This window comes from Komagataeibacter oboediens, from assembly GCF_003207815.1.
Taxonomy (GTDB): Bacteria; Pseudomonadota; Alphaproteobacteria; order Acetobacterales; family Acetobacteraceae; genus Komagataeibacter; species Komagataeibacter oboediens.
In genome coordinates this window covers 382711-402928 of the sequence record NZ_NKTX01000001.1, presented here as the reverse complement: position 1 = coordinate 402928, position 20218 = coordinate 382711, and the positions used below count along the sequence as shown (strand labels likewise).

The 20218-nt window shown below is 64.0% G+C and carries 21 protein-coding genes; 15 read left to right on the top strand and 6 right to left on the bottom strand.

Features of this window, described 5'->3' with window-relative positions:
• Positions 1 to 83: 83 nt before the first annotated feature.
• Both CFR80_RS01770 and CFR80_RS01765 read left to right on the top strand, forming a co-directional pair.
• Positions 84 to 1463 carry an alpha,alpha-trehalose-phosphate synthase (UDP-forming) gene (locus CFR80_RS01770; RefSeq protein ID WP_010514382.1) on the top strand — a complete coding sequence of 460 codons (1380 nt, stop codon included), beginning with the start codon at positions 84 to 86 and terminating at the stop codon, positions 1461 to 1463.
• A gap of 55 nt (positions 1464 to 1518) precedes the next feature.
• Positions 1519 to 3345 (top strand): ABC-F family ATP-binding cassette domain-containing protein, encoded by a 1827-nt coding sequence (locus tag CFR80_RS01765; protein ID WP_110507046.1) that lies wholly within the window; start codon positions 1519 to 1521, stop codon positions 3343 to 3345.
• On the opposite strand, the gene CFR80_RS01760 is transcribed toward CFR80_RS01765, so the two are convergent.
• Positions 3333 to 4337, bottom strand: coding sequence for a Gfo/Idh/MocA family protein (locus tag CFR80_RS01760; protein ID WP_029329464.1), 1005 nt, complete (start codon positions 4335 to 4337; stop codon positions 3333 to 3335). The genes CFR80_RS01765 and CFR80_RS01760 overlap by 13 nt on opposite strands.
• A gap of 250 nt (positions 4338 to 4587) precedes the next feature.
• On the opposite strand from CFR80_RS01760, the gene secD reads away from it, so the two are divergent.
• Both secD and secF read left to right on the top strand, forming a co-directional pair.
• On the top strand, positions 4588 to 6138 hold the full coding sequence (gene secD / locus CFR80_RS01755) for a protein translocase subunit SecD (protein ID WP_110507045.1): 1551 nt from the start codon (positions 4588 to 4590) through the stop codon (positions 6136 to 6138).
• 13 nt (positions 6139 to 6151) lie between these two features.
• Entirely contained in the window at positions 6152 to 7102 is a 951-nt protein-coding gene (gene secF / locus CFR80_RS01750) for a protein translocase subunit SecF (RefSeq protein WP_029329462.1), read from the top strand.
• A gap of 48 nt (positions 7103 to 7150) precedes the next feature.
• Here the strand turns inward: secF and CFR80_RS01745 are convergent, their stop codons facing one another.
• Both CFR80_RS01745 and mscL read right to left on the bottom strand, forming a co-directional pair.
• A complete protein-coding gene (locus CFR80_RS01745; RefSeq protein ID WP_029329461.1) occupies positions 7151 to 7606 on the bottom strand; it encodes a hypothetical protein in 456 nt (151 codons plus the stop codon).
• Between the two features lie 135 nt (positions 7607 to 7741).
• Positions 7742 to 8257 carry a large conductance mechanosensitive channel protein MscL gene (gene mscL / locus CFR80_RS01740; RefSeq protein ID WP_010514375.1) on the bottom strand — a complete coding sequence of 172 codons (516 nt, stop codon included), beginning with the start codon at positions 8255 to 8257 and terminating at the stop codon, positions 7742 to 7744.
• A gap of 252 nt (positions 8258 to 8509) precedes the next feature.
• Here mscL and rpmE point away from each other — a divergent pair, with 252 nt between their 5' ends.
• The 3 genes from rpmE to CFR80_RS01725 all read left to right on the top strand — a co-directional run bounded on the left by rpmE (position 8510) and on the right by CFR80_RS01725 (position 10310).
• On the top strand, positions 8510 to 8740 hold the full coding sequence (rpmE, locus tag CFR80_RS01735; protein ID WP_010514374.1) for a 50S ribosomal protein L31: 231 nt from the start codon (positions 8510 to 8512) through the stop codon (positions 8738 to 8740).
• A 188-nt stretch (positions 8741 to 8928) separates the two neighbouring features.
• Positions 8929 to 9471, top strand: a complete 543-nt coding sequence (locus CFR80_RS01730; RefSeq protein WP_029329460.1) for an Hsp20 family protein — start codon at positions 8929 to 8931, stop codon at positions 9469 to 9471.
• Between the two features lie 251 nt (positions 9472 to 9722).
• Positions 9723 to 10310 carry a DUF1013 domain-containing protein gene (locus CFR80_RS01725; protein ID WP_029329459.1) on the top strand — a complete coding sequence of 196 codons (588 nt, stop codon included), beginning with the start codon at positions 9723 to 9725 and terminating at the stop codon, positions 10308 to 10310.
• A gap of 42 nt (positions 10311 to 10352) precedes the next feature.
• Here CFR80_RS01725 and CFR80_RS01720 read toward each other — a convergent pair whose 3' ends face one another.
• On the bottom strand, positions 10353 to 10523 hold the full coding sequence (locus CFR80_RS01720; protein WP_010507586.1) for a YdcH family protein: 171 nt from the start codon (positions 10521 to 10523) through the stop codon (positions 10353 to 10355).
• Positions 10524 to 10683: 160 nt separating this feature from the next.
• Here CFR80_RS01720 and CFR80_RS01715 point away from each other — a divergent pair, with 160 nt between their 5' ends.
• Genes CFR80_RS01715 through CFR80_RS01705 form a run of 3 tightly spaced genes read left to right on the top strand, consistent with a single transcriptional unit; the run spans position 10684 to position 12563 of the window.
• Complete coding sequence (locus CFR80_RS01715; RefSeq protein WP_010514370.1) at positions 10684 to 10884, top strand: DUF465 domain-containing protein; 201 nt, start codon at positions 10684 to 10686, stop codon at positions 10882 to 10884.
• Positions 10885 to 10908: 24 nt separating this feature from the next.
• The gene (gene purE, locus CFR80_RS01710; RefSeq protein WP_110507044.1) at positions 10909 to 11424 is read left to right on the top strand and encodes a 5-(carboxyamino)imidazole ribonucleotide mutase; all 516 of its coding nucleotides are present in this window, start codon (positions 10909 to 10911) and stop codon (positions 11422 to 11424) included.
• Positions 11421 to 12563, top strand: coding sequence for a 5-(carboxyamino)imidazole ribonucleotide synthase (locus CFR80_RS01705; protein WP_010514368.1), 1143 nt, complete (start codon positions 11421 to 11423; stop codon positions 12561 to 12563). The genes purE and CFR80_RS01705 overlap by 4 nt, the downstream gene beginning before the upstream one ends.
• Here CFR80_RS01705 and CFR80_RS01700 read toward each other — a convergent pair whose 3' ends face one another.
• Complete coding sequence (locus CFR80_RS01700) at positions 12564 to 13235, bottom strand: JAB domain-containing protein (protein WP_110507043.1); 672 nt, start codon at positions 13233 to 13235, stop codon at positions 12564 to 12566.
• A gap of 84 nt (positions 13236 to 13319) precedes the next feature.
• On the opposite strand from CFR80_RS01700, the gene CFR80_RS01695 reads away from it, so the two are divergent.
• Complete coding sequence (locus CFR80_RS01695; protein WP_010514366.1) at positions 13320 to 14012, top strand: HAD hydrolase-like protein; 693 nt, start codon at positions 13320 to 13322, stop codon at positions 14010 to 14012.
• A gap of 8 nt (positions 14013 to 14020) precedes the next feature.
• Here the strand turns inward: CFR80_RS01695 and CFR80_RS01690 are convergent, their stop codons facing one another.
• Positions 14021 to 14692, bottom strand: coding sequence for a JAB domain-containing protein (locus CFR80_RS01690; RefSeq protein ID WP_010514364.1), 672 nt, complete (start codon positions 14690 to 14692; stop codon positions 14021 to 14023).
• A gap of 88 nt (positions 14693 to 14780) precedes the next feature.
• On the opposite strand from CFR80_RS01690, the gene CFR80_RS01685 reads away from it, so the two are divergent.
• Genes CFR80_RS01685 through CFR80_RS01670 form a run of 4 tightly spaced genes read left to right on the top strand, consistent with a single transcriptional unit; the run spans position 14781 to position 20206 of the window.
• Positions 14781 to 16994, top strand: coding sequence for an ATP-dependent helicase (locus CFR80_RS01685; protein ID WP_010514362.1), 2214 nt, complete (start codon positions 14781 to 14783; stop codon positions 16992 to 16994).
• Entirely contained in the window at positions 16995 to 17897 is a 903-nt protein-coding gene (locus CFR80_RS01680; RefSeq protein WP_010514361.1) for a 50S ribosomal protein L11 methyltransferase, read from the top strand.
• Positions 17890 to 18408, top strand: coding sequence for a GNAT family N-acetyltransferase (locus tag CFR80_RS01675; RefSeq protein WP_010514360.1), 519 nt, complete (start codon positions 17890 to 17892; stop codon positions 18406 to 18408). The genes CFR80_RS01680 and CFR80_RS01675 overlap by 8 nt, the downstream gene beginning before the upstream one ends.
• A gap of 25 nt (positions 18409 to 18433) precedes the next feature.
• Positions 18434 to 20206 (top strand): aminopeptidase P family protein, encoded by a 1773-nt coding sequence (locus CFR80_RS01670; RefSeq protein WP_029329457.1) that lies wholly within the window; start codon positions 18434 to 18436, stop codon positions 20204 to 20206.
• The last annotated feature ends 12 nt before the right edge of the window (positions 20207 to 20218 follow it).

Sequence of the window (20218 nt, the reverse complement as noted above, 5' to 3'; positions counted from 1 at the left end):
GGCCCGGCGTGTATGGTGCCTGTTCTGGCCGCATAACCGGCTGGGGCTGATCCGCCACGCGACAGCTTATCAGAGAGGGCAGAATGAAACGGCTGGTCATCGTATCCAATCGCGTTCCCGTTCCCAAGGAAGGGCTGCGGCCCGGCGGCCTCGCGGTTGTGCTGAAGGACCTGCTGGCGCGCAAGGGGGGCATGTGGTTCGGCTGGAACGGCACCTGCCATCCCGACGCGGCCCATCTGCCGCCCGAAATCCAGCAGGCGGACGGGGTGGAATACGCCACCATCGGCCTGACACCCGCCGAACACCGCAATTATTACACCGGCTTTTCCAATTCCACGCTGTGGCCGCTCATGCATTCCCTGCCCGAGCACATCCACTTCGAACGGCGTGAACTGGCCACCTACTGGTCGGTCAACGAACGGTTCTGTGAAAACCTGCTGCCCCTGCTGCGGGCGGAAGACGTGATCTGGATCCACGACTACCACCTGCTGCCGCTTGCGGCCCTGCTGCGCCGCCACGGCGTGCGCCAGCCCATCGGCTTTTTCCTTCATACCCCTTTCCCCGCGCCCGACATGCTGGCTACGGCACCCGATGGCGGCACGTTCCTGCGCGACCTGCTGCGCGCGGACCTGCTGGGTTTCCAGACAGCCGACGACACGGCCAATTTCATCTTTGCCGCCACCCGCAAGGCAGGCGCCACGGCGGAAGATGACAGCACCCTGACATTCGAGGGACGCAGGGTGCGCGTCGGCACATTCCCCGTTGAAATCGATCCCCAGGCCTTTGCCCATGCGGCAACGGCAGCCGCCGGGTCGCAGGACCTGCGCCGGCTGTCCGGCTCCCTTGCGGGGCGCAAACTGGTCTTTGGCGTGGACCGCATGGACCCGACCAAGGGGCTTGACCATCGCCTTGCCGGGTATGAACGCCTGCTGGAAACCTATCCCGAACGGGAACGCCAGGTCACGTTCCTGCAGATCGCGGCCGAAAGCCGGACGGACGTACCGTCCTATCAGGCGCTGCGCAACAAGCTGGAACACCAGATCGGCAAGCTGAACGCCCATAAGGGACAGGCCGACTGGACGCCGCTGCGCTTCCTGACACGCGGCAGCCCGCGTCCCACCGTGGCCGGTTACATGCGGCTGGCGGACATTGGCTACATCACCCCGCTGCGCGATGGCATGAACCTTGTGGCCAAGGAATTCATCGCGGCACAGGACCCCGAAAATCCCGGGGTGCTGATCCTCTCGCGGCTTGCCGGGGCGGCCAAGCAGCTTGAAGCTGCCCTTCTGGTCAACCCGCTGGACCATGACGGAATGGCCGATGCGCTGGAACGCGCGCTGGCCATGTCGGTGGAAGAACGGCGCGAACGCTGGAAAGCATGCTGGAACAGCATTGCCAACCGCACGGCCCTTGGCTGGGGGCTGTCATTCCTGAACATCCTTGAAAACGCGGCGCGGCAGTAGCCTTGCCTCCCACACCGGCCTTGCGCAGGGAGTGGTTGAGAATACATAAGTGGGCATGGCTTCACCTCCCCTTCTTCTCCTTCAGGATATTACCCTGACCCTTGGCGGCGCGCCGCTGCTCAATGGCGCGGGCTTCGGCGTTGGCCCGGGCGAGCGCATCTGCCTTGTCGGGCGCAATGGCTGTGGCAAGTCCACCCTGCTGCGCATTGCGGCGGGTGAGATACAGGCCGATGACGGCACCGTTTTCATCCAGCCCGGCACCACCATGCGCTACCTGCCGCAGGAGCCCGACCTGTCGGGCTTCGCCACCACGCTGGATTATGTCCGCGCGGGCATGGGACCGGGCGACCCGGAATACCGCGCCGAGCTGCTTCTGACCGAACTGGGGCTGAATGGCACGGAAGACCCGGCCACGCTGTCTGGCGGTGAAGCCCGCCGCTGCGCGCTGGCCCGCGCACTTGCACCCGAACCCGACCTGCTTCTGCTGGACGAACCCACCAACCACCTGGACATGCCCACCATTGAATGGCTGGAGCGCGAACTGCTGTCGCTGTCTTCCGCCATGGTCATCATAAGTCATGACCGCCGCCTGCTGGAAACGCTGTCGCGTTCGGTCGTGTGGCTGGACCGGGGCGTGACCCGCAGGCTGGACCAGGGATTCGCCCGGTTCGAGACGTGGCGCGAAGAAGTGCTGGAGCAGGAGGAGCGCGACAGCCACAAGCTTGACCGCCAGATCGCGCGTGAAGAAGACTGGATGCGCTATGGCGTGACCGCGCGACGCAAGCGCAATGTCCGCCGCGTGGCCGAACTGGCCGAACTGCGCAATACCCGCCGCACCGCCATCCGTCAGCCCGGTGGCCTGAAGATGGAAGCACGCGAAAGCGACCTGTCGGGCAAGCTGGTTGCGGTGGCGGAAGACATGTCACGCGCCTACGACCCCGCTCACCCGGTGGTCAGCCATCTGGACCTGCGTGTCCTGCGCGGCGACCGGCTGGGAATCGTGGGGGCAAATGGCGCGGGCAAGAGCACGCTGCTGCGCCTGCTGACGGGGCTGGACAAACCGGATTCCGGCACCATCAATATCGGCAGCGCGCTCAATGTCGTGACACTGGACCAGCAGCGTCGCTCGCTCGATCCCAACACCACGCTGGCGGATACGCTGACGGGTGGCGGCGGTGACATGGTGCAGGTTGGCGATGAGAAACGCCACGTTATTGGCTACATGAAGGACTTCCTGTTCCGCCCCGAACAGGCCCGCACGCCGGTGGGCGTGCTGTCGGGCGGGGAGCGCGGGCGGCTCATGCTGGCCTGCGCGCTGGCGCGACCGTCCAACCTGCTGGTGCTGGATGAGCCAACCAACGACCTTGACCTTGAAACGCTTGATCTGCTGCAGGACATGCTGGCGGCCTATTCCGGCACGGTGCTGCTGGTCAGCCATGACCGTGATTTCCTCGACCGGGTCGCCTCCTCCATCCTGATGGCGGAAGGCGGCGGGAAATGGGTGGAATATGCCGGTGGCTACAGCGACATGCTGGCCCAGCGGCAGGACGGGACACTGGCCGCCCGCCCCCGGCAGGACCGCGCTGACGCCGCGCCGGCCAGAACCGACGTCGCACCGTCGTCTTCACCCCGGCAGCCATCGCGCAAGATGTCGTACAAGGACAAGCACGCGCTGGAACAGTTGCCCAGGCAGATGGCGGCGCTGGAGGCGGAAATCGAACGCCTGCGCGCCATCCTGTCTGATGCGGGGCTGTATGCGCGCGACCCTGCGGGCTTCACCGCCGCCACCACGGCGCTGGAAACGGCACAGGCCGACCTGACGGCGGCGGAAGAACGGTGGCTGGAACTCGAAATGCTGCGTGAGACGCTTCAGTCTTCCTGACCGGGGGGAATGATCAGACCGGACGCCTCCATCCGCGCACGGGTGGCAGCGATTTCCCGTGTCACCGCCAGCGCCGCGGCCAGCGCCCGGCGGCCCGCCACCGCGTCCACCAGCACCTGCGCGCCATCAAGGCATGAAGCCGCGAAGGCGGCATGTTCGGCCGCCAGCGTATCATGGTCGCGCCACGTTACGGATTCGCGACGGAATCCGCCCGATCCCGGCAGCGGCAGGCCGCGCGTACGCCCGATCATGGTCAGTTCGCGCTTCATGAAATCGGCGGACAGATAGCCTTCCTGCGAAAAGACGCGCATCCGCCGCTCGGTCTTGAGGGAAATGCGGCTGGCCGCAATGGTGGCGACACAGCCGTTTTCAAAACGCACGCGGGCGTTGGCAATATCCTCGAAAGGCGAACTGACGGCAGCCCCCAGCGCATCGACACTTTCGATCGGGCTGTCCACGATGGACAGCACCAGGTCAAGATCGTGGATCATGAGGTCAAGGATGACCGATACATCCGTTCCACGCGGCTTGTAGGGTGCAAGGCGCGTGGCCTCGATATAGAGGGGACGCGAAATCCGGTCGGTAATGGCACGGTGTTCGGCGGAATAGCGCAGCAGGTGCCCCACCTGCAGCACCACGCCATGCACCTGCGCCAGATGCGCCAGTTCATCAGCCTGCGCCAGTGTCGCCGCCATGGGCTTTTCCACCAGCACATGCTTTCCCGCCGCAAGGGCCTGCCGGGCAAGTTCGAAATGGTGTTCGGCCGGGGCTGCGACAATAATCGCATCCGAACAGGCCAGCAGGTCGGGATAGGACAGGACCGGCGCGCCACCGGCCTCCACCGCGACCTTGCGCGCGCGCGCCGTATCAGGGTCATGAATGCCGGCCAGCACTTCCCGCGCGGCCGCCTGCACCTTGAGCGCATGGAAACGACCGAAATGCCCCGCCCCCACGATCCCGACGCGTAACAACCCCGTTCCTGACTGCGTCATGCCCTGCTCCTGCCTGTTCATGTCCGTAACCTGCCTTCCGGATTAGCAGCCAGCCACGCATGCGCCCACCCCCGCCGGGCGCACGCGCGGCATGACGGGCCGTGCGAATTGCGGCAAAACGGCAACGGATGCGGGCTGGCTGGCGGATCAGCGGTTGCATCATCGGGCGCGGACCGGCATGTTCCCGCCACTGATTTTCGCACACGCGATACACTGATCATGCCGGGCGTAGGGAGCTTTCCATCAAGTCATGATGTATTACAGTCGGCTCAGAATGGCTTCGGTCATTGGCGTATGTCTGATCGGGCTGGCGCTGTGCCTGCCCAATGTCATCCGCCAGCCCATGGCGTCCCTGCCGTGGCGGCAGATCCACCTGGGCCTTGACCTGCGGGGCGGGTCCTACCTGCTGCTGCAGGTCGATATGAACAGCGTGACAGCCGACCGGCTGCGCGGACTGCAGGACGAAACCCGCCAGACCCTGCTGAAGAATTCGCTGGGATACCGCAACCTGACCACCAGCGCGCATGGCGTGACGTTCACGCCCCGCACGCCCGAAGAGGCCCAGCCCGACATCAAGGCGCTGCGCGCCATGCCGATGAACGTGCCGGGCGAATTCAGGGTTGAACAGGCCGAGGGGGGCCAGATCACCCTCACCCTGTCAGAAGAAGCCGCACGCCAGCGCTCCTATGACGCGGTCACACAGTCGATCGAGATCGTGCGCCGCCGTATCGACGCGACCGGTGCCATCGACCTCGAAATCACCCGCCAGGGCGATGACCGGATCATTGTCGAACTGCCCGGTATCAGTGACCCCGAACGGGTCAAGAACCTGCTGGGCACCACGGCGAAGATGACGTTCCACCTGGTTGCGGATTCTGCCATCGGGTCCTCCGTGCCGCCGCCGGGCGTGGAACTGCTGCCCATGACCGACGGGCAGAGCAAGCTGCCGGTCTTCTCGCACGTGGATGTGGATGGCGCGGACCTGACCAACGCCAGCGCCTCGATTGACCAGCAGAGCGGCGAATGGGCGGTGAACTTTACCTTCGATTCGACCGGCGCGCAGGAATTTGGTGACGTCACCCGCGCCAACGTGGGCAAGCGCTTCGCCATCGTGCTGGATAACAAGGTGATCGAGGCCCCGGTCATCCGCACCGCCATTACCGGCGGCAGCGGGCAGATAACCGGCGGGTTCAGTGCCCAGCAGGCGACCGATATGGCGCTGCTGCTGCGCGCGGGGGCACTGCCTGCACCGCTGAACGTGATCGAACAGCGTTCCATCGGCCCGTCGCTGGGGGCGGATTCAATCCGGGCGGGCGGCTACAGCCTTGCCGCCGGTTTCGTGCTGGTGATCGCGTTCATGGCGCTGTTCTATGGCCGGTTCGGGTGGTACGCGAACATTGCCCTGCTGGCCAACCTGGTGCTGATGACGGCCATCCTGTCGCTGTTCGAGGCGACGCTGACCCTGCCGGGCATGGCGGGCATGCTGCTGACCCTGGGCATGGCGGTGGATGCGAACATCCTGATCAACGAACGCATCCGCGAGGAAGTGGCCCGCGGCCGCAGCGCGCTGCAGGCCATGCAGGCAGGCTTTGAGCGCGCGACCGGCACGATCGTGGACAGTAACGCCACCGCCCTGCTGGCGCATGTCATGCTGTTCGTTTTCGGGACCGGGCCGGTACGCGGCTTCGCACTGACCATTACGATCGGTATCGTGACCACCCTTTTCACCACCCTTCTCCTATCCCGGATGCTGATGGTGCGCTGGTATGCCCGCACGCGCCCCAGCGCCCTGCCGGTCTGAGGCGCGCCGAATGATGTTTGATCGTCCCCTTCTCCGGTTCGTGCCGCGTGGCACGAAAATCAACTTCATGCGCGGCCGCTTTATCGGGCTTGCGACATCGGCAGTGCTGTCCATTGCCTCGCTGATCCTGTTCTTCCACCCCGGCCTGACGCTGGGTCTGGATTTCCGTGGCGGCATCGTGGTGGAAGCGCGCACGCAGGGACCGGCGGATTTCAACGCCATCCGTGCAGCACTTGCAGCCGAGCATGTCTCTGCGGCGGGCGTGCAGTCCTTCGGCGGGCCGGATGACGTGCTGATCCGCCTTGATACGCCACCGGACAGCGAACCCGACCATGAAGCGCGCACGCAGGCCATGGTCGATTCCGTGCGCCATGCCATCGGCACCCTGCCCGGCGCGCAGGTGCTGCGTGCGGATGCGGTGGGCGCTTCGGTATCAAGGGAACTGTTCCGTAACGGCATGCTGGCCCTTGGCATCAGCCTGCTGATGATCCTGGCCTACATCTGGTTCCGCTTTGAATGGGAGTTCGCGGTCAGCGCGGTGGTGACGCTGATCCTGGACCTGACCAAGGCCATTGGCTTTCTGGTCATCACGCATTTTGAATTCGACCTGGTCATGGTGGCCGCCATCCTGACCATCCTTGGCTATTCCACCAATGACAAGGTAGTGGTCTATGACCGCGTGCGTGAAAACCTGCGCAAATACCGCACCATGCCGCTGGCGGAACTGATTGACCTGTCGATCAACGAAACCCTCAGCCGCACACTGGGCACGTCCTCGACCGTGTTCCTTGCCGCCCTGCCGCTGGCACTGTTTGGCGGCGCCAGCCTGTCGGGCTTTGCGTGGGTGATGCTGTTCGGGATCGTGGTGGGCACGTCATCCTCCATCTTCATCGCGGCACCACTGCTGCTGCTGATGGGAGAAAAGCGCCTGCGCCGCGACGCACGGCCGCCCACGCGCACGTAATCAGCCACCGCTGCCACACGTCGGAATGCGTGAGGAGCGGAGGCGATCTTACCTGCCGGGGGTGGGCGTGGCCGATTGCGGCCGGGCCTGCCCCTTTTTTGCATCCGGCCCTACAAAACCAGCCGGCAGGCAGCGGGCCGGTGTTCCGCCGGGGAAGGTGGACGGATCGGGCTGGTTGGTGCACGCGATCATCAGTTCCACCGCGCGCTGGCCATCGCGGCGCGCCCTGCCCGAGGGTTTGGTCAGGGCAGCGAGCAGCATGCTCTTGCCGTATTTGAGCGCGGTCGCCATGTCATACACCTGCTGGCCCGACAGGCCGCCATCCTGCAGGCGGCTGACCATGCCCCCTTCGGCCATGAAATAGGATGTGATCAGCAGGTAATCCTGTGCCGGAGCCGACAGGTGCGACATGTCCTGCCGTGGGGTGCTGTGACACCCCGCCAGCGCAGCCGCCATGGACAGGGCCAGCAGCCCCCGGCGCACATGTCGTGTAATATCAGTCATAAGCCAGCCCTTCACCATACCGGGGGATATTGGGCAGTCCCGTCCCCCCGCACAAGGGCGGTCATGGATACGCCAAAAAAAACGGGCACCCGATCGGGTGCCCGTCCTGCCCTGTCGCAGTCTGATATATCTGGATCAGGCCTTGGGCGCGGGTGCCGCCGGCTTCTGGGCCGCTTCCGCCTTCAGCACATCGAGGATATCCTGCAGCAGCACTTCGTTGCGCGGCGGTGCGGGCGGGGTCGTGGGCTTTTCGGCCTCCTTCTTCACCGTCAGGCGGTTGATGGCCTTCACAACCCAGAAAATCACGAAACCGATGATGATGAACTGGATCACGGCATTCAGGAACAGGCCGATATTGATCGTGACCGCCCCGGCCTTCTGCGCGTCGGCCAGTGTTGCCATGTGCGGACCGCGCAGGGTGATGAACAGGTTGGTAAAGTCGATACCACCGATCAACAGGCCCAGCACCGGCGTGAACACGTCCTTCACAAGGCTGTTCACAATGGCGGTGAACGCGGCACCAACAATCACACCGACCGCCAGATCAACCACATTGCCACGCATCAGGAATGCGCGGAATTCCCCCAGCCAACCGGGTACATGAATATCCTCGACGTGCAGTTCGGGCACGTGATCCGGCAGTTTCGCCATGGATGCCAATCCTTTATTTAATAGAAGATGCCCTAGCTCTAGCAACATCCCGACATCATGACGACCATATATCGTCATATCGCTTTTTCATTCCGCGCCATATGATGCAAGCGGGTAACACCATGGCGGCAAACCCGGGGAACCGGCTTTTCTTGCCATCGGGTGTTGATCTTGCCGGTGCTTGTCGTCTATACGCCTGCCGATACAACGCCCCCGGTCGGCATCGGTGGGCCCAGCGCGAAAGTGTTTGAAATGAAATCCGGCATCCACCCCGACTATCACGAAATCAATGTCATCATGACCGATGGCACCGAGTACAAGACCCGCTCCTGCTACGGCAAGGCTGGCGACACGCTTCGTCTCGACATCGACCCGAAGTCCCACCCGGCCTGGACCGGCGTGCAGCGCATGATGGACACCGGGGGCCAGGTCGCCAAGTTCAACAAGAAGTTCGGTGCACTGGGCCAGCGCAAGAAGGGCTGATTACCCCGCCCTCCCGAACAGGTCTGAAGTTTATGGAAATGCCCGGTCCCTTGAACAGGGGGCCGGGCATTCCCATGTCTGGGATGCGCCGGACGCCCACGCGGGTCCATGCGCATCACCCGAAAATCGTGGTCCGCTCAGTCGAGGGGCCGCAAGACGACAGACCTTGCTTCATGGAGGTTTCAAACATGGCTTATGATTTCGCGCCACTGTTTCGCAGTGCCATAGGATTCGACCGTCTGGCCCAGCTTGTCGATACGGCGACACAGAACCCGGTCAGTCCGTCCTATCCCCCCTACAATATCGAAAAACTGTCCGACGCCCAGTATACCCTGACAATGGCGGTCGCAGGCTTCGGCCCTGATGACATTGAACTGACGGTGCAGGACAATACCCTGATCGTGTCAGGTCGCGTCAGTGACAATGCGCAGGGCCGGGAAATGCTGTATCGCGGCATTGCCACGCGTGCCTTTGAACGCCGGTTCGTGCTGGCGGATCATGTAGTGGTGGAAAAGGCTGACCTGACCAACGGACTGCTTCGCATTGCCGTACGCCAGATCATGCCTGAGGCGCTCAAGCCGCGTCGTATTCCCATTTCATCGGGGCAGGCCATGGCGGGCAGTGATGCGTCAGGCGACGCACCTGCACCCGCAACCGGTGAAATGGACGGGCAGATTGCGGCCCGGACCACCGCGACACCTGCCCCGCAGCCCGCACGGCAGGCCGCGTAAAATTCCACCTTCACCATATTTTACCGCAGGGGCGGGCCATTGGCCTGCCCCTGTTTTTATTGATGCGAAACATCCCGAGTGGGTGGATTGAAGTCTTGACCTTTACGGTCCGCAACCGTCATATCACTTCCACGAGTGTTTTCTGTTTCTGGCGCGCCAGCAGGTACGCACGGCCCCCACTTCGCTAGGGGGCTGTTTCAAACACCCTTTCAGGTGCCTGCGTGTGGCGCCACACGCTGTAGGACCTGAGAATGACTGCCCTGCCCTTAATGCCCAAGGCAACCGCCGTGTGGCTTATTGAAAAGACGGCGCTGACCTTTACCCAGATTGCCGATTTCTGTGGAATGCACCCCCTGGAAGTACAGGCCATTGCCGATGGGGAAGTTGCACAGGGAATCGTGGGCTATGACCCGATTGCCAACCACCAGCTGACCCAGGCGGAAATCGACCGCTGCGAAAAGGACCCGGAATCCCGGCTCAAGATCCTGCCGCCGGCCAACCCGATCAACCGCCGGTCCAAGGGCGCGCGCTATACCCCGGTTGCCAAACGTAATGACCGGCCGGACGCGATTGCCTTCATCCTGCGCAATTTCCCGCAGCTGTCGGAACAGCAGACCAGCAAGCTGCTGGGCACGACCAAGGACACCATTGAAAAGGTGCGCACCAAGCAGCACTGGAACAGCGCGAACATCAAGCCGCGCGACCCGGTGACACTGGGCCTGTGCAGCCAGACGGACCTGAACGCCATGGTGGCCGCCGCCAACGAACGTCTGGCGCGCGAAGGCCAAGCCGTGCCGCCGCCGCTGGAACTGGACGACGACAGCGAACACGGAATCTGACCCGGCCCCTGCCGCCCGGCCCGCCGGGCGGCAGGAACGGTGTCAGCCCAGCCGGGCCAGACGCTCGATTTCCTCCTTCACACGAAGTTTCTCAAGCTTGAGCCGCCGCAGGGCGCCCTCATCGGGCATGGGCCTGCGGTCTTCATCGAAAATGCGGGCATCAAGCCGCGCATGACGGGTTTTGAGGCTGTTGATACGTGCTTCGTACGACATGGAACCCTCCAGCGTCTTTGCTACAACCCGATCAGGCTAGACCAGACCGTGCGGCAATTTCCATGCTAAAATTGCAGCCCCCGGGGGGCATGCCGGGCATTTCGCCTTTTGCCGCGGATATGCTTAGGATACGACATGTCCACCTAAAAGATGAGCCGCCATGCTGACAGACCGGGACACCCTCCTTCGCAAGCTGCACGAACTGCGCAGCGAACACCGTGACCTTGATACGGTCATAAGCCGCATGGCCCTGCAGGTAACGGACCAGTTGCAGCTACAGCGGCTGAAAAAGCGCAAGCTGCTGCTGAAGGACGAGATCACGTGGCTGGAAAGCCGCATGATCCCCGACAGTATCGCCTGATACCCAGACAAGAGTATTTCAATCGTGAGCCACCCCCCCCTTCCGTCCTCCGGCACGAAATCCCCGCGCGTGGGGCTGATCATGGGCAGCCAGTCCGACTGGGAAACCATGCGCCATGCCACCGCCGTGCTGGACGCGCTGGATATCGCGCATGAGGTGCGCATCGTGTCCGCCCACCGCACGCCCGACCGACTGGCGGAGTATGCGAAATCGGCACAGGGACGTGGCCTGTCGGTCATAATTGCCGGTGCGGGGGGGGCGGCGCACCTGCCGGGCATGTGCGCGGCATGGACGGCGTTGCCGGTACTGGGCGTTCCGGTCGAATCCCATGCGCTGAAGGGCATGGACAGCCTGCTGTCCATCGTGCAGATGCCCGGCGGCATTCCCGTGGGTACGCTGGCCATTGGCAAGGCGGGGGCAACCAATGCCGCCCTTCTGGCAGCGTCCATCCTTGCCCTGTCGGATGCCCCCCTCGGGGAACGTCTGGCGGCATGGCGGGCGAAACAGACCGCTGCCGTGGCGCAGGAACCTGTGCGATGACGCAGCTTCCTCCCGGTTCGGTCCTTGGCATTGTCGGGGGCGGGCAGCTGGGCCGCATGTCGGCCATTGCCGCAGCCCGTCTTGGCTATCGTGCCCATATCCTGACGACGGAAGACGATGGCCCGGCGGCGCAGGTGGCCCATGCCATCACCCTCGGCCGGTATGACGACCATGACGCCCTGCGTCGCTTTGCCGATGCGGTGAATGTCATCACCTTTGAATTCGAAAATATCAGCGCCGACGGGCTGGACCTGCTGTCCAGCATCCGACCGGTCCATCCCGCAGGCCATATCCTGCGGATCAGTCAGGACCGGATCGCCGAAAAGACCTTCATGGCGGAAAACGATATTCCGGTGGCCCCGTGGCGGGGGGTGCACGACCGCGCCGATCTGGACAGGGCGGCGCAGGCACTGGGCTATCCCTTCATCCTCAAGACCACGCGCCTTGGCTATGATGGCAAGGGACAGGTCCGAATCCATGACGCGGACGGTCTGGACGCCGCGTTCGACGGCCTGCGCCCCCATCCACTGGTGGCTGAAGGCATGGTGCGCTTTGCCTGTGAGATCAGCGTGATGGTCGCCCGCAACGCACGCGGCGATATCGTCACCTTTGACGTAACCGAAAACCGCCATCGCAACGGTATTCTGGATATCAGTCTGGCCCCGGCCCGAATCGTGCCCGAACTTGCGGCGCAGGCGCGCGATCTTGCCCGGCGCATCGCCTCGGCGCTGGACCTGACCGGCCTGCTGGGGGTTGAAATGTTCGTGGACCGTGATGGCAGCCTGCGCGTGAATGAAATCGCGCCCCGGCCCCACAATTCGGGACACTGGACCATGGATGCCTGCCCCGTGGACCAGTTTGAAATGCACGTGCGCGCCGTAACCGGCCTGCCCCTGCCCCCGGCCAGCCGTCACAGCGACGCCGTCATGAAAAACCTGATCGGCCCCGATGACATGGCCCTGTGGCCTGAAATCGTGGCGACACCCGGCCTGCTGGCCCACCATTACGGCAAGGCGGAAGCCCGTCCGGGGCGCAAGATGGGGCATGTGAACGTCCTGTTCCCAAAGGGTGCGCTGCCGGGGGAATTCGGCGTAAAGGCCGCACTTGGCCCGCTGGCGCGCCCGATGGACGCCACATAGCTAGATCAGCAGCCCCGCCTCGCGGAAGCTGTGGGTGCGGCCATTGCCCACGATGATATGGTCATGGACCGTGACCTGCATGATCCGACCGATCTGGGCGATGCGCAGCGTCATTTCGATATCGGCGGGCGACGGCTCCGGCTGTCCCGCGGGGTGGTTATGCGCCAGTACCAGCAGCCTTGCCCCAAGCGCCAGGGCGCGACGCATGATCTCACGCGGGTAAACCGGCGAATGGTTGACCGTGCCGGTCCCCATCAGTTCATCGGCCAGCAGGCGGAAGCCTTCATCAAGGAACAGCACCCGGAACTGCTCGATCACTTCATGGCCCATGCAGGCCTGCAGGTAGGCCTCCAGCCCCGCGCGTCCCGCCAGCACGTCCGTGCGGCGCACGCGGGCGCGGAACAGGCGCAGCGCCGCCTCCCGCGCCACTGCAAGCAGCGGCGGTAGCGCGGTTTCCCGTCCCGCCACTTCATCCAGTCCCCCCACATGCGCCGACAGCGCCATGCCCGCCGAACCAAAATGCGCCAGAAAGCTGGCAGCCAGCCGGTCCGGCGCGGAGTGGGTGGTGTCCAGTGTGCGGATCAGATCCTGCAGAAAGGTATGGTCATCCGCCCGGCTTATGCCGCCCCCAAGGGGTAACGTGACCGGCGCGTACTGCCTGTGTTCGGACAAAACGGGAATTTCCCAACAATTTCAGGACAAGGCCGCCCGGAATGATGCATGATGTGTTCAGGACTAAGGAGGTTATGAACCTGCATGCTGCTTCACAAGAACCATACCGTACTTTTTGACCTGGACGGAACCATCGTGCGGTCCCGCGATGGTATTGTAGAGTCCATTTATGCCGTGCTGCGTGACCTCGGGCATGAACCCGACATGTCAGTTGACCTGACATGGGTGGTTGGCCCACCGCTGGAGGAACTGATCGCCCATATCCTCGCCCATTATGGCGATGACCGGGTGCAGGAAGCGATGGCGCTTTACCGCAAGCACTACGAATCGGAAGGCATGCACAAAAGCCCGGTCTTCGAACATATGCGCAACGTGATCGAGACCCTGTCGGCGGAGGGCGTGCGGCTGTTTGTCGCGACATCCAAGCCACGCCATCTTGCGCGCAAAATCCTGCACCTGCGCAATCTCGTGCAGTATTTTGATGGCCTGTCCGGCGCCCGCGCGGATGACAGCGGCGCCGAAAAGCCCGAACTGATCGCCGCCGTGCTGCGCGAACATGACATTCGCCGCGAGGACGCGCTAATGATTGGCGACCGACGTTTTGACATAAGCGGCGCCCATGCCAACCACGTCCGCGCCCTGGGCGTACTATGGGGATATGGCACGCGGGAGGAACTGACGCAGGCAGGCGCGGACGCGCTGGTCAGCCAGCCATCCGAACTGCTGGACGCCATCCGCCAGCAGTTTGCCGCAGCCGAGGCCCATCCCCACGCCTGACAGGCTGCCTAGGCCACGATCATGGCCCGCAGGCTGGTGCTGGTTCCGCCGCCGCGCAGCACGCAGTCATGCAGGGTCAGGCCCAGCAGGCGGGCATGGGTATGCAGCATGCGGCCGAAACGCAGGTCTGCAGGACTGCCGCCCTCCGGCGGGGCCTGCCGGCCCATGTCCCTGACCGCGACAAGGGAGACGGCATGCAGTTCCAGTGCCCGCGCCAGCACCGCACGGCACATGTCGGCAGGCTGGCCGGTGGCCGTTACCTCGTCGGCCAGCACATGCCGCACGGAATCCAGGTAGAACACCCGCCACCCATCAGTTTCATGCACCGGCAGCCGGTCGCAATAGTCCAGTACCGCCGTCATGTCCGTAAACATCACCTGCGCACGCAGGTCGGGATGGGCCAGACGCCACGCGACACGCGCGGGACACCCCAGCACCGCCACCCCACGCGGCCCCAGCCCCGCCGCGCGCAATGCGGCGGGCGTGGCGTCCAGCACGGCCTCCAGGCTGCCGAAGCTGGCCAGCAGCGCCTTGGCCTGTGGTTTGGTATCGCGCCGGGGCACGGCCGCGAACAGAAGCACTTCCAGCAGTTCATAATCCGCCAGCGAATGCGCGCCCGCCGTGCGGATGCGCCTGCGCATGCGTGCCCTGTGGCCGCCCGGTCCCGTACCCGTTTTCATGCCGTCCCTGCTTCCCACCGCATTTCCCCCTGGCCACGACTGATAGCATTGGTTCCCCCGCGCCGGGGTTGCTATAGAAGATACCGTGATGGACAGCCTTATCCCAACCGGCCGCGCGCCGGATTACCTGAACCGCCTCAATCCCGAACAGCGGGCCGCGATCGAGACCACCGATGGTCCGCTTCTGGTTCTTGCCGGCGCGGGCACGGGCAAGACGCGGGTGCTGACAACGCGGTTCGCGCATATCCTGCTGTCGGGCCGGGCGCGACCCAACCAGATCCTTGCCGTAACCTTCACCAACAAGGCCGCGCGCGAAATGCGCGAACGCGTCAGCGCCCTGCTGGGTGAACCGGCGGAAGGGCTGTGGCTGGGCACGTTCCATGCCCTGTGCGCGCGCATGCTGCGCCGCCATGCGGAATATGTCGGGCTGACCAGCAGCTTCACCATCCTTGATACCGATGACCAGCTGCGCCTGCTCAAGCAGATCCTCGAACCCTACCGTATCGATACCAAGCGCTGGCCGCCACAGGCCATAATGGGCGTGATCCAGCGGTGGAAGGACCGCGGGCTGGTGCCTGACGCCATTACGGCGGCGGAGGATACGGATTTCGCCAATGGCCGGTGCGCCGAGATCTATACCGACTACCAGCTGCGCCTGAGGCAGATAAACGCCTGCGACTTTGGCGACCTCATGCTGCACATGACGGAAATCCTGCGCAGGCACCCCGATGTGCTGGCGCAGTATCACCGTTTCTTCCGGTATATCCTGGTGGACGAATATCAGGATACCAACACCATCCAGTACCTGTGGCTGCGGCTGCTGGCGCACCGCGGCGGCCAGCCGTCGAACATCTGCTGCGTGGGGGATGACGACCAGTCGATCTATTCATGGCGTGGCGCGGAAGTGGAAAATATCCTGCGCTTCGAACGCGACTTCCCCGGGGCGAAGGTCGTGCGGCTGGAACGCAACTACCGCTCCACCCGGCAGATCCTTGGGGCGGCGTCAGGCCTGATCGCCCATAACGAGGAACGTCTGGGCAAGACGCTTCAGCCCGGCCGCGAGGATGCGGAAGGCGAAAAGGTCCGCGTCATTTCCGTACAGGATTCGGATGACGAAGCCCGCATGGTCGGCAGCGAGATCGAGCGCCTGCGCGCCGATGGCCACCCGATGGCGGAAATCGCCATCCTTGTCCGCGCGGGCTTCCAGACCCGCGCGTTCGAGGAACGGCTGATCACCCTTGGCCTGCCCTATCGCGTGGTTGGTGGCCTGCGCTTTTACGAACGCGCCGAAATCCGCGACGCCATCGCCTACATGCGCGTGGTCAACCAGCCGTCTGATGACCTTGCGTTCGAACGCATCATCAACGTGCCGCGCCGGGGCGTGGGCACCACCGGCCTGCAGAAAATGCACATGCACGCCCGCGAACGCCAGATCCCGCTGACCGCGGCCGTGCTGGAAATGCTGGGCGCGGGCGATATCAAGGGTCGGGCCAGGGAACAGCTTGCCGCCCTCATGCGCACGCTGGCCACCACGCGGGACATGCTGGGGCGCGAGGGGCATGTCGTCGCCATTGATTACCTGCTGGAAGACAGCGGGTATATCGACATGTGGAAGGCCGACAAATCCCCCGATGCCCCCGGACGGCTGGAAAACCTGAAGGAACTGGTGCGCTCGCTGGCAGATTATGAAAACCTCAGCGGGTTCCTTGAACATGTCGCCCTTGTCATGGACACCGAAGACAGGTCGGGCGAGGACAGCATGAGCATCATGACGCTGCACGGCGCCAAGGGGCTGGAATTCGACACCGTATTCCTGCCGGGATGGGAAGAAGGCGTCTTCCCGTCCCAGCGCACGCTGGATGAAGGTGGCCTGAAGGGGCTGGAGGAAGAACGCCGCCTCGCCTATGTCGGCATTACGCGCGCGCGCAAACTGGCGATTATCAGCCACGCTGCCAACCGCCGCATATATGGCAACTGGCAGTCCGCCATTCCCAGCCGCTTTGTCGAGGAACTGCCGGGGGAACATGTCGAGACACGCGGCGATACATCCAACAGCAGGCGCAGCTTCCTTGGCCGTCCGGCCGTGTTTGGCAGCACGCCCTTCCCGCTGGTGGCGTCGCGCCGCGTGCATGACGTAACCCCGTCCACCACCGCCACGTCAGGCATGAAGGTGGGGGTGCGTGTATTCCACCAGAAATTCGGCTACGGCACGATTACCTCGGTCGAGGGAAACCGGCTGGAAGTCGCGTTTGAAAAAGCAGGCCCCAAGCGGGTGATCGATACATTTGTTGAGCAGGTATAGATGAGCCTTTCCCCCCGGCGTCACGCCACAGAACTGGAAACCATATCGGTCTCCGTCCCGCCGGACGCGGTCGAAGCCTATGAATCCGCCCTGTCCACCGTCTGCGCCACCATCGGTATCTTTGAAGTCGATGACAGCCAGACCCTGTGGCGCGTGGAAGGCGTCAAGGATACCGGCAGCGGGGAAGACGAACTGCGCGCCGCCCTGATCCTGGCGGCGCTGACCAGCGGCGTCGATGCGGAACTGGACCGCAGCCACACGGAATCCGAAGGCTGGCTGGCCCGCACGTACGAATCCTTTCCCGAGCAGCTTGCGGGCAAACGCTTCGCGATCCGTGGCACGCACCTTGAACGCACCACCAGCCCCCAGCGCATCACCATCACGCTGGATGCCGGCGTCGCCTTCGGGTCGGGCGAACACGGTTCGACCCGTGGCTGCCTGCGTGCGCTGGAAATGGTCGCCTATCGCAGGCCGCAGCGTATCCTCGACCTTGGCTGCGGGTCGGGCATCCTGGCCATGGCCGCGGCCGCCCTGCTGCACAAACGCGTACTCGCGACCGATATCGACCCATGGTCCGTGCGCGTGACCCGGCGCAACGCGGCCATGAACGGGCTGTCCAATCTGGTGGACTGTCACCTTGGCAATGGCTGGGCCACGCCCGCCATCCGTCATCATGCGCCCTATGACCTTGTCTTCGCCAACATCCTTGCCCGCCCGCTGTGCAGCATGGCGGCGGACCTTGCGCGCAACCTGCTGCCCGGTGGCACTGCCATCCTTGCGGGACTGCTGAACACGCAGGTGCGCATGGTGCTGGCTGCCCATCGCCGCCATGGGCTTGTACTGGAACGCCACCTGCGTGAAGGGGACTGGGGCACGCTTATCCTGCGCAAACCCAATGGCTGACACGCCGCCCCTGCTGATCCGTGATGCAACGGATGCGGATATTCCCGCCATTGTCGAAATCGTCAATCACGCCATCCGCAACAGCACATCCATGTGGGAAACCCACGAAACCACCATCGCCGCCCGGCTGGACTGGCTGCATTCCAGTCAGGCCAGCGGGTTTCCCGTGCTGGTGGCCGAAACACCCGATGGCCATGTGGCGGGTTACAGCAGCTGGAAAACATTCCGGCCCTTTTCCGGCTACAGGCACACGGTCGAACATTCGCTGTACATCGCTCCGGCCTACAAGCGCCGTGGCATTGGCAGCGCACTGCTGCAGGCACTGTGCGACCGCGCGAAGGCGGCGGAGGTACATGTCATGATCGCGGGCATCACCTCCACCAACATCGCGTCGCGCAAGCTGCATGAACGCTTCGGCTTCCAGCATGGCGGCCTGCTGCCGGAATGTGGCACGAAATACGGACGGTGGATGGACCTTCTGTTCCTGTACCGCATCATGTCCGTTGCCTGATTCCCTACACCCGAAGGATATGCTCATGCCCCCAGCCCCAAATCGCCCCGATGCACTACGCACCGTGCTGAAACAGATGGGCGTTGACGGATTTATCCTGCCCCGTGGGGATGAGCACCTGGGTGAATATGTCGCCCCCTGCGCCGAACGGCTGGCATGGCTGACCGGCTTTACCGGCAGTGCGGGCATGGCGGCGGTGCTGCCAGACCGGGCGGCCGTATTTTCCGATGGCCGCTACATCACCCAGATGGACCAGCAGGTCGATGCCGCTGCATGGGAACGGCTTCATATCCGCGAGGTCCCGCCCGCCACATGGCTGGCGCGGCATGGCGCGACCTGCCGGATCGGCTACGACCCACGCCTGATCAGCGAAAGCGCGCTGCGCCCGTTCAGTGATGCGGAGCTGGAACTTGTGGCGCTACCCGCCAACCCGGTTGACCGGATCTGGTTCGACCGTCCTGCCCCTCCCTGCACGCCCTGCGTGCCGCAGCCCGAGGAATGGGCCGGGCAGTCCAGTCACGACAAACGCACGGCCATTGCCGACGGGTTGCGCGATGCGGGGGACGCCGCACTGGTGCTGAGCGACCCGGCCTCGATCGCATGGCTGCTGAACATACGCGGCCGCGATGTGCCGTACACGCCGCTCAGCCTGTCATTCGCCATCGTGCATGATACCGGTCGCGTCACATTGCTGATTGATCCGGCCAAGGTCTCCGACGCCACGCGGCAATGGCTGGGCGCGGATGTCACGATCGCCCCCCCCGATGCGCTGGAATCCAGCCTGCGCGCCCTGTCTGGCGCACGCGTGCAGGTGGACCCGGTCAGTAACGCCGTCTGGTTCATGCAGACGCTGGAAGATGCAGGGGCCACGGTCATTCGCAGGGGCGATCCCTGCCAGATGCCCAAGGCGATCAAGAATGCAACCGAGCAGGACGGCAGCCGCCGCGCCCATCTGCTGGACGGTATCGCCATCTGCCGTTTCCTGCACTGGCTGGATGAAAACGCCACGGATACGGCAGAACTGGAGGCAGCGAACCAGCTGGACCGTTTCCGCGCGGCCTGCCCGGATTACCGCGAGGAAAGCTTCCCCGCCATTTCCGGCTCCGGCCCGAACGGGGCCATCATCCATTACCGCGTCACCCCCGAAACCGACCGCAGGCTGCAACCGAACGAGGTGTACCTGATTGATAGTGGTGGCCAGTACCCCTTTGGCACGACCGATATTACCCGCACGGTCTGGACCGGGCCCGACGCACCGGGGGCGGAAGTGCGTGACGCCTTCACCCGTGTGCTGCGCGGGCATATCGCGCTTGCCCGTGCGCATTTCCCGCGTGGTGTGACCGGCCACGCGCTGGATGCCCTTGCCCGCCATGCCCTGTGGGAAGGGGGACTGGATTATGACCATGGCACCGGCCACGGCATTGGCAGCTACCTGTCAGTGCACGAGGGTCCGGCCACCATTTCCCCCGTTTTCCGTCCCGTAAAGCTGCATGCGGGCATGATCCTGTCCAACGAGCCGGGCTATTACCGTCCCGGCGCGTTTGGCATCCGCCTGGAAAACCTGCATCTGGTCCAGCCGTGCCCCACGGCGGAGGAAGGGCGCAGCTTCCTGCAGTTCGAGGTGCTGACCCTTGCGCCGTTTGACCGGCGCCTGATTGACGCAGGCAGCCTGCAGAAAAACGAGATTGCCTGGCTGGACGCCTATCATGCACGGGTTTTTGAAATGATCGCCCCACATCTGGGAAGTCAGGAACGCACATGGCTTGGCGTTGCATGCGCGCCGCTGAACGCCGGATAATGTGACTGCAAA